The sequence below is a fragment of the Enterobacter sp. RHBSTW-00175 genome, assembly GCF_013927005.1.
Taxonomy (GTDB): domain Bacteria; phylum Pseudomonadota; class Gammaproteobacteria; order Enterobacterales; family Enterobacteriaceae; genus Enterobacter.
In genome coordinates, this window is record NZ_CP055930.1 from 1,192,253 (window position 1) to 1,205,088 (window position 12,836).

The window sequence follows — 12,836 nt, forward strand, 5'->3', positions numbered from 1 at the left end:
TACGTTCCGGGGACATGGTAGACAGGTGTTCGGGGACATGGTGAACACTTTTTAACATCCTTTACCCATGGTGATCGACTTTTTCTTCAGGTCGATCACCCCCACTTTCGTGCTGTACCACCACACCTCGTAGCTGCCGTCTTCCTGCATCTCCTTCAGCCCGACCCGTTCTCCCCTGAACGCCTTGCCTGCGCTCAGACTTACCCCTTTCACGCTCAGCTTTCCGCTGATATCCACTTTCCTGACCATCACGCCCTCGTCGTATTCCGGGGGCGTGGTGTTGCCGCTGTACTGCCGCTCTGACGGCTTATACCGCGACCCCGGTACCGCCATATCCAGCGCCTCATGCGGGCGTTCAAGGTTATAGACTGTCCGCCAGTGGTCGAAGGCGCGCTGCAGTTCGCCCCCGCTCGCGAACCACTTCCCCTGCAGCACTTCTGCCTTCAGGCTCCGGTGAAAACGCTCCAGCTTACCCTGCGTCTGCGGATGATACGGCCGGGAGTGCCCCACCCGGATACCCAGACGCATCAGCCACAGCTCCAGCGCCGTCCAGGTGCCGGTGGTGTCTCCCCACGGAGAACCGTTGTCCATCGTCATCCGGTCCGGCAGGCCGTAGCGCTCAAACACGCTGACCAGCTGCTGCTGCACGGTCTCGCGCCGTTCATCGGTACAGTGCGCCAGGCACAGGGAAAATCGGGAGTGGTCGTCCAGCAGGGTGAGCGGATGGCAGCGGCCGCCTCCAAAGGGAAAGTGGCCCTTAAAATCCATCTGCCAGAGGCGGTTCGGCGCGTCATGTTCGAACCGTCCCGTGGCGGGAATGCCCGGTGAAGTGCCCGGCAGCAGACCGTGACGGGCCATGAGGTTATGGACGGTGCTGAAGGCGGGCATGGTGTGCCCCTGGTCTTCCAGCCAGCGCTTTATCTTGCGTGCGCCCCAGCGTTCATGGCGGTCATGCGCCATACGCAGCAGGGCAGTGATGTCGTCAGATGAGCGGTTCGGGGAATGGTGCGGTATGCGCGGGCGGTCCTGAAGGCCGGAGGCCCCTTCCTCCGCCCAGCGGCGAAGCCACTTATAGCCGGTGGCAGGTGAAATGCCGAAGCGACGGCAGAGGGAACGGATGTTCGCCCCGTCCTGCGAGGCGAACAAAACAAACTCGGTACGTAATGACATGGTATCTCTCGCATCCCAGGACATAAGCGACTCCATAAACGGGTTCTTATGCCTTAGTTGTAAGTGTCTACCATGTCCCCGAACAAGTGTTCACTATGTCCCCGGACCGTACACCCCCAAGGGGAGAGGGTAAAAAGATCCCACCCATACGAAAATGTTATTTGCATCACAATCCAAACTGCAAATTAATGTGGATTGCATTTTTTTGCGGGAGGTAACAAAACAAATTGTTGCCTGCTGATAGAATTGCATCAAATACCAACCCTGAATGTTTCTATAACAACATATCTCCCGCTCACTTGTGAGGAAAGTAACATGAACCTTAAGCTGCAGCTTAAAATCTTGTCGTTTCTGCAGTTCTGCCTGTGGGGTAGCTGGCTGACTACACTCGGCTCCTATATGTTTGTGACGCTCAAGTTCGATGGTGCGTCTATCGGTGCCGTATACAGCTCGCTCGGTATTGCGGCTGTCTTCATGCCAACGCTGCTGGGTATCGTGGCGGATAAATGGTTAAGCGCAAAATGGTTATACATGCTGTGTCATCTGGTGGGTGCGGGGACGCTGTTTATGGCAGCCGAAGTCACCACGCCTGGCGCGATGTTCATGATTATCCTGCTTAACTCGCTGGCCTATATGCCAACGCTTGGCCTTATCAACACCATCTCCTACTACCGCCTGAAATCAAACGGTATGGATATTGTGACTGACTTCCCGCCAATCCGTATCTGGGGCACTATCGGCTTTATCATGGCGATGTGGGGCGTGAGCTTCGCGGGCTTCGAACTGAGCCATATGCAGCTCTATATCGGTGCTGCGCTGTCTGTTGTGCTGGCGATCTTCACCCTGACGCTGCCGCACATTCCGGTATCTAACCAGCAGAAAAACCAGAGCTGGAGCACCATGCTGGGCCTGGATGCATTTGCGCTGTTCAAAAACAAACGCATGGCGATTTTCTTTATCTTCTCCATGCTGCTGGGTGCAGAACTGCAAATCACCAACATGTTCGGCAACACCTTCCTGCACAGCTTCGATAACAACCCGCTGTTCTCCGGTAGCTTTATCGTTGAACACGCGTCCGTCATGATGTCTATCTCTCAGATCTCTGAGACGCTGTTCATCCTGACCATCCCGTTCTTCCTGAGCCGCTACGGCATCAAGAACGTGATGCTTATCAGTATCGCTGCCTGGATGTTGCGCTTCGGCCTGTTCGCTTACGGCGACCCAAGCCCGTTCGGCACCGTGCTGCTGGTTCTGTCGATGATTGTTTACGGCTGCGCCTTCGACTTCTTCAACATTTCGGGTTCCGTATTTGTGGAAAAAGAAGTGAAGCCTGAAATCCGCGCCAGTGCTCAGGGTATGTTCCTGATGATGACCAACGGCTTCGGCTGTATTCTGGGCGGTGTGGTGAGCGGTAAAGTGGTTGAGATGTACACCACCAACGGCATCACTAACTGGCAGCCAGTGTGGCTCATCTTCGCCGCGTACTCGCTGGTACTGTTCTTCGCGTTTATCGCGCTGTTCAAGTACAAACACGTTCGCGTTCCGAACGGTGCGCAGCCAATCGCGCATTGATCTTTGGCGTGTTGTGCCCGGTGGCGGCTACGCCTTACCGGGCCTACAAAAGCACAGAAAGATAGCCGGGTAAGCGTTAGCGCCACCCGGCTATTTTATTTCAGAAAGCACCCATCCCACCGACAGCAAATCCGCACTGCCTCCCGGGCTCAGGTTCCGTTCAATCAATGCGTTATCCATCTTAAGCAGCGCATCATGATCCCAGCCATTCGCCAGCAGTTCACGCGCATAGCCCTGCACGTAGCGCAGCCCATCGATACCGCCGCGCGACACCAGGTTACTGTCCTGATTAACCGCCATCAGGCATAACAGTAATTCATGAAGCGAACGCCCGCTCCACTTCGCCAGCGCGTTGCGTACCGTCGAAAAACCGCTTTCCGCCTCACCGCGTGCGCCGGTTAGACCATACTGCTGAAACTGCCGCTCGCCCGCCGTTGCCTGCCCGCTGCGCCCTGCCAGCTCACGCGTCACCAGCCCACGGCAGATGTTACTCACCTCACAGCACAGGCTCTCTGCGCTCACTTTTTGCACCCTCCCGGAGGCAAAACAGAGCAAGCCGAGGGCAAAAATCCCACCTTTGTGAGTGTTCACTCCGTCCGTTGCCATATACATGGCCTGTTCACAGGCTATGCCCATCGGGCGGATAAGGCGCAACTGTTCTGTCACAGGCTTATCTGCATGGGCATCGCCCAGCGCGGCAAAGCGCGTAAACCACGGCGAAATTGCCGCAATGCTGCGGGCAAACAGGGCATGGTCCATATCGCGGTGGGAACCATTATTAAGCTTATCCACTAGACCCGGTTTTGGCGTCAGCTCCAGCTCCTGCCAGAGCGCCTCTTCCGCAAGTCCGGGCACATCCCACTGACGCGGTTTAGTCGCGAGCAAACCAGTCATCAATCATCTTCTCCACGCGAGCCGTCACCTGTTCAACAGGATGATTTCGCGAACGGGAACAGGCGTGGGCGGGTTCGTCACAAATCAGGCAACGACGCAGATTCGCGCCTAATGATACCCGGCCAACATGGCCGTTATGGGGGCAAATCACATCCAGATCCCAGAGCCTGCCGAGTGGATGCGTCTGTTCCAGCTCTGCGCAGTGGGCTTTCATTTCCGCCGCCTGATGGGCCACGCACCATAGCGCCTCTGGCCCTGTCGGCAGCCATAAAACCTGGCGGTCAAGCACCTGCCAACGGTTCTCCCACAGCAGCTGATCGCACATCTGTAGTGCCACACCCATCGTATTGCGATAACGCAGGCTGTCTTTGATTTCACCCGGCGTGACCAGGGTAAGAGAAATCACCGGTTGTTGATAGTGCGCAAGCCAGTCAGCCTGGCGTGCTGCGCGGCGCTCTTTCGCCGCCAGCAACGCTTCCAGGCTGACACCCGCCTGCACGGGTGTCGCTGTCGTCATGATTACTCCTTCACCTGTCTTACGGTGTCGATCACACTGCCGTCGCGGTAGCGGATCACGCCCACAATTTTATCGGTAAATTCAATCGCTTTTGGCACGCCCGTTAGCGAGATAGCCCGCTCGTATAACGCATCGATATCGACGATTTTCAGCCCGGCCTCAAGCAGACGCTCGCGGATCTCCGGGCGCGCCGGGTTGACCGCAATGCCGTGGTCAGTGACTAACACATCGATGCTCTCTCCCGGCGTCAGACGAGTGGTAACACGCTTCACCACCGTCGGAATACGGCTACGCAACAGCGGCGCTACCACAATCGTCAGGTTCGCTGCCGCGGCAACATCGCAGTGCCCGCCAGATGCCCCGCGCATTACCCCGTCGGAGCCGGTGATCACGTTAACGTTAAAATCGACGTCAATTTCCAGGGCGCTAAGGATAACGACGTCGAGCTGGTCGCAACATGCGGCTTTGCTGCCCGGGTTGGCGTAGACGTTGGTGGAGATCTCCACGTGATTCGGGTTGCGCGCCAGCGATGCCGCCGCCTGCCCGTCAAAGCACTGGGTATCGAGCAGCTTTTCAATCAGCCCTTTTTCGTGCAGATCCACCAGGCTGCCGGTTATGCCGCCGAGTGCAAAGCGTGCTTTCACCCCGCTGCGCTCCATCTTTTCTTCCATAAAGCGCGTGCACGCGGTGGCTGCCGCGCCAGAGCCGGTCTGCATGGAGAAGCCCGGTTTGAAATAGCCGGAGTGTTCAATCACATCTGCCGCGTAGCGGGCAATCATCAACTCGCGCGGGTTGCTGGTTACACGCGCGGCACCAACGCTGATTTTGGCCGGATCACCCACGCTCTCGACCTGCACGATGTAGTCCACCTGATCCTGCACCAGGCTGGCGGGCATATTAGGGAATGGCACCAGCTCTTCGGTCAACAGCACCACCTTGCGGGCAAAGTGGGCGTCTACCATGGCATATCCCAGCGAGCCGCAGCTCGATTTCCCGTGCGTGCCGTTGGCGTTACCAAATTCATCGCTGCACGGCACGCCGAGGAACGCAACGTCAATATTCAGCTCCCCGTCCTGCAATAATTTGACCCGTCCGCCGTGGGAGTGGATCTGCACCGGCTCATCCATCAGCCCGTGAGAGATGGCATCTGCCAGCTTGCCGCGCATCCCGGAGGTGTAAATACGGCTGATCACGCCGCTTTGGATATGTTCAATCAGCGCATCGTTGCAGGTCATCAGCGAGCTGGAGGCCAGGGTCAGGTTTTTGAAGCCCATCTTCGCCAGCAGCGCCACCACGGAGTTGATTACCCGGTCGCCTTCACGAAACGCATGGTGAAACGAAATGGTCATGCCGTCCTGCAAGCCGCTGCGTAACACCGCCTCTTCAACAGATGCGCACAGCTTACGATTATGCTTCTCTTCCGGGCTGTTCAGCCACGGCGTCGCGCTGTGGGCCGTATCGAAAGGTGTTAACGCCCGCAGATGGGGAAAATTCACATGGAGAAGTTCTGTCTGATTCATTTTGAAATCCTTAACGACGCACGCCGGAGGCCGCCGCGCGTTCCAGCACCATCTGCGCGTGGTTGATAATCGGGGCATCGACCATTTTGCCGTTGAGCGATACCACGCCCAGGCCGTTACGCTCGCCCTCTTCTGCTGCTTCAATCACCCGTCTGGCGTGATCCACTTCCTGCTGAGTTGGCGCATAGGCGTTGTGTAGCAGGTCGATCTGGCGCGGGTTAATCAGCGATTTGCCGTTGAAGCCCATCTTGCGGATCAGTTCCACTTCACGCAGGAACCCGGCTTCGTCGTTTACGTCTGACCACACCACATCAAAGGCGTCGATGCCTGCGGCGCGCGCCGCGTGCAGCACGGCACAACGGGCGTAGAACAGCTCGGTGCCGTCACCGCGCTCGGTTTGCATGTCCATCACGTAGTCAAAGGCCGCCAGCGCGATACCGATTAAACGCGGGGAGCTGCGGGCAATCGCCACGGCATTAATGACGCCAATAGCCGATTCAATGGCCGCCATCACACGGGTAGAACCCACTTCACGCCCGCATTCGCGCTCGATGCGCTCCAGGTGGCCTTCCAGTTCAGCAATATCGTCAGGCGTATCGGTTTTCGGCAGACGGATCACGTCCACACCGGCACGCACGGCGGCTTCCAGATCCAGCAAGCCAAACGGCGTGCTCAGTGGGTTAATACGCACCACGGTTTCGATATCCTGATACATCGGGTGCTGTAACGCGTGGAAGACCAGCAGGCGCGCGGTGTCTTTCTCGCGCAGCGCCACCGCGTCTTCAAGGTCGAACATGATGGAGTCGGGACGGTAGATAAACGCCGTTGAGAGCATGGCGGCGTTCGCCCCCGGCAGGAACAGCATACTGCGGCGGAGTTTGCTCATTTCAGCGCCCCCCAGTTGATGGTCTGTTCTTCTGCGGCGCGCAGAATCGCGCTTTGCAGACGGGCGCGGATCACACAGTCCAGCGCCCCTTTATCTTCAACGATGATCAATCCCTGCTGCACGTTCATCGCGCGTAATGTCTCATCGACGACCTGGCGGATCTGCTCGCCAAACTGCTTGATCACTTCACTGTGGATGACAATCTCCAGCTCGCCGTGAGCGGGAGCGATTTTCACCATCAGGTCGCTGGACTCCTGCGTTCCGGCCAGCGCCTCCCTTACAATTTTCATGATAAATTCCTGATAGTTATGCGACTTCCGCGCGCGCACTGTAGTGCGCTTCGAGATGCGCGAAAGTGGATTCCGGGACAATCTCCCGGATCCGGGTAAACTGCTGTGTCTTGAGTAAACGGCGAACTTCCGAGGCTGAAATGGCGTTGCCGGTGGCCTTTATGCGCGGCATTTCCACTACGTCGATGCGTGAGGAAAGCAGCGCGTGCAGCGTCTGGTTGTACTGACGGGTGATATCGCAAAATGGCTCTGAGCCGATAAAACGGTGGGTGATCCCCAGGGCCGGCGCGATGTGATCCCGGAAGATCAACACATCGATTTCACTCCATGCTTGCTGCACTTTGCCGGTATCTTTCAGGAAATAGGCCGGGAAGGTCGCGCGGGAAATGATGTACTGTGAACCTTCATGCACAACCACGTTTGGCAGATGTGCCACACCTGCGCTCACCATCTCCAGGCGTGCGCTGAACGGGAAGAACGATGCGTCTTCACGCACTACAAACAGATGCAGCACATCGCACTGCTGCGCGGCCTGCTCCACCAGATGACGGTGCCCAAGGGTGAACGGATTGGCGTTCATCACAATCGCCCCCACTTTCTCGCCACACTTGCGCTTAGCGCTAAGCGTACGGCAGTAACGCTCAATGCCCTGCGGCGTGTTCTCCATCAACACGGCGTTGTTACCGCTCTGGGCAATGGGCCAGAAGCCGCTGCGGGAAAAGCGCTCTTTATTGCACGGACGCGTGCACAGAAAGAGATGAAAGTGCCCACGCGCCAGCGCAGCGTTTTCCACCTCTGCCAGTAACCGCGCGCTCAAGTTCTCGCCCCGAAGCTGCTCGTTTACCGCCACGCATTTGATGACGTTACCGGCAAGGCCTGCGCAACCCACCAGCTGCATTCCGACCCAGGCCTCAACGAACAGCGTAATGTCGTTGTCCAGGCCAAGACCGCTGTCTGCCAGTAAATAACGGATCTGGCTTAAGCGTTCCGGGTGTTTCGCCACGTCTGTCAGACGAAAATCGATAGTGGGTTGCGATTGCATACTGCCGCCTTACTTAATGTGCTGCCGCAAGCGTGGTTGCCGGCGCTTCCATGATCACGTTACTCAGATGGCCGATATGTTCGATCTCCACCTCAATGCGATCCCCCTCTTTCATAAACAGCGGTGGGTTACGCTTTTTACCTACGCCACCCGGGGAGCCGGTGATGATCACATCGCCAGGGCTTAAGCGGGTGAAGGTGGTGATGTACTCGATCAGTTCCGCCACCTTGTGGATCATGCTGCTGGTGTTGTCTTCCTGCACCATGCGGCCATTCAGCCAGGTGCGGATCGCTAACTGGTGCGGGTCCGGGATTTCATCTGCGGTAGCCATCCACGGACCGAACGCCCCGGTCTGACGCCAGTTCTTCCCGGCGGTAAACCAGGTGTGCTGCCAGTCGCGGGCTGAACCGTCCATGTAGCAGCTGTAACCGGCCACGTGGCGCAGAGCGTCGTCGCGGCTGATGTTCTCCCCGCCTTTACCGATAATCACCGCCAGCTCGCCTTCATAATCGAACTCGCTGGAGTGGCGCGGTTTCAGCACCGGCTCGTTGTGGCCAGTCTGGGAATCCGGGAAGCGGACAAACAGCGTGGGTGCCGGGTTGTGCTGGTCAAACTCCTTGCGCTTGTCGGCATAGTTCATGCCCACGCAGAGGATTTTTTCCGGCTGCTCAATCACCGGTAAAAAGGTGATGGCGCTCATCGGCACATCCACGGCATCGTTGAGATAACGGGTGGCCTGTGCCAGCCCGTTCCCCTGCAACAGCGCTTTAAGGTCGCTGTAGCGGTCGCCCAGACGGCGACCTAAATCAATCACACCTTCGGCCTGCACGATGCCGTAGCTGCGTTTACCCTGGTATAAAAAGCTTGCGAGTTTCATTGTTCTTTCCTGAAAACTTAAACGAGGAAGTTGCCCAGTATCAGCAGTGAGACGGAGACGTTAATCGCGCCGCCAATACGGGTGGCTATCTGGGCGAATGGCATCAGGCTCATGCGGTTGCCTGCGGTCAGGATCGCCACGTCACCGGTACCGCCCTGGCCGCTCTGGCAGCAAGAGACGATGGCGACATCAATTGGGTGCATCCCAATCTTTTTACCGACGAAGAACCCGGTCGCGACCAGCGCAGAGACGGTGCTCACAATCACCAGCAGGTTGCTGATGGTGAACGCAGCCACCAGTTCGTGCCACGGGGTGATAGCCACACCGACAGCAAAGAGGATTGGATAGGTCACAGAGGTCTGGAAGAATTTGTACACCACCTGCGAGCCCTCAAGCAGACGCGGGGATGCGCCGTTGCAGAGCTTCACCAGCACCGCCATAAACAACATGCCAACCGGTGCAGGCAGGCCAATCAGCTTGTGGCCAAGCATCCCGAGCATATAGAGCAGTACCGCCAGCAGTGCGCCAGAGGCAATCGTGGTGACATCGGCTTTGCCAGAGAACGCAGGCTGAGTGGCAGTTGCATCGGCATTGGCGCGGTTTGGCATCAGCTGGCCTTCACCGGTCAGATGCGGGTAGCGTTTACCGAGCTGGTTCAGGCAGCCAGAGATAATGATTGCCGTCAGACCGCCAAGCATCACCATCGGCAGCACGCGGCCGAGCGCAACGCCCTGGTCCATATGCAGCAAGGTGGCATAACCAATTGAGAGTGGAATGGCCCCTTCGCCTACACCGCCCGCCATGATCGGCAGAATAATGAAGAAGAAGATCTGGAAGGGCTCAAGACCCAGCGCCAGGCCAACGCCCATTCCGACAATCATGCCGACGATTTCACCGCACAGCATCGGGAAGAAGATGCGCAGGAAGCCCTGAATCAGCACCGTACGGTTCATGCTCATGATGCTGCCGACGATAATGCAGCAGATGTAGAGATAGAGAATATTGGTGGATTTGTAGAACTTGGTTGTGGATTCGACCACCACGTCCGGCAGCAGGCCATAATAGACCAGCGCAGACGGGATAAAGGTGGCGCAAATCGCCGCCGCGCCCAGCTTGCCGATAATCGGCAGGCGTTTGCCAAACTCACCGCAGGCAAAGCCGAAGAACGCCAGCGTCGCCACCATCACCACGATGTCGCTTGGCAGTTTGCCGCCCAGACAGTCAATGGCAATCAGCGCGCCCGCCAGGATAAACAGTGGCAGAGGAATAATCCCGACTTTCCAGGTATCCATAATATGCCACCAGCGCTCCTTGAGCGATGGCCGCTGAATATCAATCGGGTCGTGGGTAACAGAGAAAGAGTCGTCAGTTGTGCTCATAATAAGCCCCTTGGTTATTTTGTGCGTTCAGCTTAAAGTCACAAAGGCTTACTTTATGTGAGGAATGGCATATTAAAACCGAAGTTTTAATGGCAACTATGGTTTTAATGGTTTCTTTTATTTAGTGTGATTTATGCCTTATTAATGGCCGTGGTTTTTATGGTTTCTTTTCTAAATTGAACAAACAAATAACATTTCTGAATTTCATTTCAGGGCGATAAACCTTTCAGATAAATCTTTTACAGGCCGTGCTGTGCAAGGGATCACAAGTTTTCGGCAAACCGGGGGCTGGCGCGAGAAAAGATGATATATTGGCGCCTCTCATTGATACCCTGCGTGATAGTTATGAAAGTATCGTTTCAGATCAAGCTGTTTATTTCGCTGGTAGCCTTTTTCTCAGTGCTGTTTACGTTACTGGGAGGATATTATTATGTCGATGTTGGCAGGCAGCTTTATCAGGAAATGAGTACACGCGCTAAAATACAAGCTGAAGAGATTGCGCTTATTCCGACTTTGCGTAATGAAGTCGAACAAAAAGATATCAAGTCAATCCATGACTTTATGCAAAAAATAGCCATCCACAGTGATGCCAGTTTTATTGTGATTGGCGATAACAAAGGGCAGCATCTGTTCCATTCCGTGTTTGCTGACCGGGTCGGTACAACGCTTGTCGGCGGTGATAACGAAGAAGTGCTGCTGGGAAAAAGCACCACGACCATTCGCAAAGGCGGGTTGGGCATTTCTCTGCGCAGCAAAGCGCCCATTTTTAACGATGCCGGGCAGGTGGTGGGGATTGTTTCGGTGGGGTATCTCACCAGCTATCTCGACACCATTACCGTGAATAAGGTCGTCAATATTTTAATTGCAGCGGTGCTACTGCTCATCGCCCTGTTTATCTTCTCGTGGTTTTTCACCCGCAGTATAAAGAAGCAGATCTTCTCCCTGGAGCCACGCGAAATCGGCCTGCTGGTGCGCCAGCAAAAAGCGATGATGGAGTCCATTTATGAAGGGGTGATCGCCATCGATGATAACCTGCGCATTGAAGTGATCAACCAGGCGGCCAGAAAGCTGCTGGGGTTAAGCCAGCCCGCCCGGGAGTTGCGCGGCCAGCTGATTAGCCAGGTTATCGAACCTGTCCCTTTCTTTGCCCCACAAACCATGCTGGCGAAAGACACCCACGATGAGATCTGCCGCTTTAACGATCTCACGGTGATTGCCAGCCGGGTCCGCATCATGCTGGAAAATTCGCTTCAGGGATGGGTTATCACCTTCCGCGATCGCAATGAGATAGATACCCTGAGCGCCCAGCTCAGCCAGGTAAAACGCTATGTCGATAACCTGCGCATTATGCGTCATGAGCAACTTAACCGCATGACCACGCTCTCTGGCCTGCTGCATATGGGCCGTTATGAAGAAGCCATTGGCTATATTCAGGCACAATCGGAGCACGCTCAGGAGCTACTGGACTTTATTTCGTCCCGCTTTAGCTCGCCCACGCTGTGCGGCCTGCTGCTGGGTAAAACAGCCCGCGCACGTGAAAAAGGGGTCGAGCTGAATTTCGATCCGGCCTGTCGGATGGACACCGTGTTCCAGCCCCTGCATGAAGCCGAGCTGATCTCAATCATTGGTAATTTGCTGGATAACGCCATCGAAGCGACGCAACGCTCTGAACTGCCGCACGCACCGGTGGAGGTGTTGATCAAACTGAACGAACAGGAACTGATCGTTGAAGTTGCCGATCAGGGCGTGGGCATCAAACCGGAGATCCGCGACAGGATTTTTGAGCGCGGCATCACCACCAAAACACGCGGCGATCATGGTATTGGCCTGTACCTGATTGAAAGCTATGTCACGCAGGCTGGCGGCTCGATAGAAGTTGCCGATAACATGCCGCGTGGCGCAATTTTCTCACTGTTTATTCCCGCCACGGGAGCCGCCCGGCGTTCCGTTCAGGAACTGGAAGATACCGATTATGCAACATGAACTTATCGACGTACTGATTGTTGAAGACGAGCGCGCGCTGGCACAGCTCCACGCCGAGCTTATCAGCAAACACCCGCGACTGCGCCTGGTGGGTATTGCATCGTCCCTGGCAGACGCGCAAGTGCAGCTCGAAAGCAAACAGCCGCAGCTGATGCTGCTGGACAACTACCTTCCCGATGGCAAAGGGATCACGCTTATCAGCAACCCGATGCTGACCTGCGCTAACTGCTCGGTGATTTTCATCACGGCCGCAAGCGACATGGACACGTGCAGCCAGGCCATTCGCAACGGCGCGTTTGATTACATTCTGAAACCCGTGTCCTGGAAAAGGCTCAGCCAGTCGCTTGAACGCTTTGTGCAGTTCGCCGAACAACAGCGGGTCTGGAAGATTGTCGATCAACAAAACGTTGATTCGCTGTACCAGCTCCAGGCCAAAAACTATCGCCAGGATAATGGCAGTAAAGGCATTGAAGAGAACACGCTGGCGCTGGTGCAAACCCTGTTTAACCAGAAATCAGCCCACTATTTTTCCGTTGACGAGGTAGTGACCGAAACGGGGTTGAGTAAAACGACAACCCGGCGCTATCTGGAGCACTGCGTGGAGGCAGGTTTTTTGAGTGTGGAAATGCTGTACGGGAAGATTGGGCATCCGCGCAGAATGTACAGGCGGGCAGAGGTCTGAATGTTTTTGTTGGCCGGGTAAGCG

The 12,836-nt window shown here is 56.1% G+C and carries 12 protein-coding genes; 3 read left to right on the plus strand and 9 right to left on the minus strand.

Features of this window, described 5'->3' with window-relative positions:
* Positions 1 to 51: 51 nt before the first annotated feature.
* Positions 52 to 1,206 (minus strand): IS481 family transposase, encoded by a 1,155-nt coding sequence (locus HV107_RS05605; RefSeq protein WP_182059485.1) that lies wholly within the window; start codon positions 1,204 to 1,206, stop codon positions 52 to 54.
* 279 nt (positions 1,207 to 1,485) lie between these two features.
* Between HV107_RS05605 and HV107_RS05610 the strand changes: the two genes are divergently transcribed.
* A complete protein-coding gene (locus HV107_RS05610; RefSeq protein WP_182062384.1) occupies positions 1,486 to 2,742 on the plus strand; it encodes a nucleoside permease in 1,257 nt (418 codons plus the stop codon).
* A gap of 90 nt (positions 2,743 to 2,832) precedes the next feature.
* Here HV107_RS05610 and citG read toward each other — a convergent pair whose 3' ends face one another.
* The 8 genes from citG to HV107_RS05650 are packed head-to-tail and all read right to left on the minus strand — an operon-like array spanning position 2,833 to position 10,147.
* Positions 2,833 to 3,636, minus strand: coding sequence for a triphosphoribosyl-dephospho-CoA synthase CitG (gene citG / locus HV107_RS05615; RefSeq protein ID WP_182062385.1), 804 nt, complete (start codon positions 3,634 to 3,636; stop codon positions 2,833 to 2,835).
* On the minus strand, positions 3,614 to 4,153 hold the full coding sequence (gene citX / locus HV107_RS05620) for a citrate lyase holo-[acyl-carrier protein] synthase (protein WP_182062386.1): 540 nt from the start codon (positions 4,151 to 4,153) through the stop codon (positions 3,614 to 3,616). The genes citG and citX overlap by 23 nt, the downstream gene beginning before the upstream one ends.
* A gap of 2 nt (positions 4,154 to 4,155) precedes the next feature.
* The gene (gene citF, locus HV107_RS05625; RefSeq protein WP_182062387.1) at positions 4,156 to 5,673 is read right to left on the minus strand and encodes a citrate lyase subunit alpha; all 1,518 of its coding nucleotides are present in this window, start codon (positions 5,671 to 5,673) and stop codon (positions 4,156 to 4,158) included.
* Between the two features lie 10 nt (positions 5,674 to 5,683).
* A complete protein-coding gene (gene citE / locus HV107_RS05630) occupies positions 5,684 to 6,559 on the minus strand; it encodes a citrate (pro-3S)-lyase subunit beta (RefSeq protein WP_182062388.1) in 876 nt (291 codons plus the stop codon).
* Positions 6,556 to 6,849: a citrate lyase acyl carrier protein gene (gene citD / locus HV107_RS05635; protein WP_182062389.1), complete on the minus strand. Its 294-nt coding sequence runs from the start codon at positions 6,847 to 6,849 to the stop codon at positions 6,556 to 6,558. The genes citE and citD overlap by 4 nt, the downstream gene beginning before the upstream one ends.
* A gap of 16 nt (positions 6,850 to 6,865) precedes the next feature.
* The gene (gene citC / locus HV107_RS05640; protein WP_182062390.1) at positions 6,866 to 7,891 is read right to left on the minus strand and encodes a [citrate (pro-3S)-lyase] ligase; all 1,026 of its coding nucleotides are present in this window, start codon (positions 7,889 to 7,891) and stop codon (positions 6,866 to 6,868) included.
* A gap of 13 nt (positions 7,892 to 7,904) precedes the next feature.
* Positions 7,905 to 8,768 carry a fumarylacetoacetate hydrolase family protein gene (locus HV107_RS05645; RefSeq protein ID WP_182062391.1) on the minus strand — a complete coding sequence of 288 codons (864 nt, stop codon included), beginning with the start codon at positions 8,766 to 8,768 and terminating at the stop codon, positions 7,905 to 7,907.
* A gap of 17 nt (positions 8,769 to 8,785) precedes the next feature.
* Positions 8,786 to 10,147 (minus strand): 2-hydroxycarboxylate transporter family protein, encoded by a 1,362-nt coding sequence (locus HV107_RS05650; protein ID WP_182062392.1) that lies wholly within the window; start codon positions 10,145 to 10,147, stop codon positions 8,786 to 8,788.
* 345 nt (positions 10,148 to 10,492) lie between these two features.
* Here HV107_RS05650 and HV107_RS05655 point away from each other — a divergent pair, with 345 nt between their 5' ends.
* Both HV107_RS05655 and HV107_RS05660 read left to right on the plus strand, forming a co-directional pair.
* Positions 10,493 to 12,130: a sensor histidine kinase gene (locus HV107_RS05655; protein ID WP_182062393.1), complete on the plus strand. Its 1,638-nt coding sequence runs from the start codon at positions 10,493 to 10,495 to the stop codon at positions 12,128 to 12,130.
* Complete coding sequence (locus tag HV107_RS05660; RefSeq protein WP_182062394.1) at positions 12,120 to 12,812, plus strand: response regulator; 693 nt, start codon at positions 12,120 to 12,122, stop codon at positions 12,810 to 12,812. Before HV107_RS05655 ends, HV107_RS05660 begins: the two co-directional genes overlap by 11 nt.
* Positions 12,813 to 12,836: the final 24 nt, after the last annotated feature.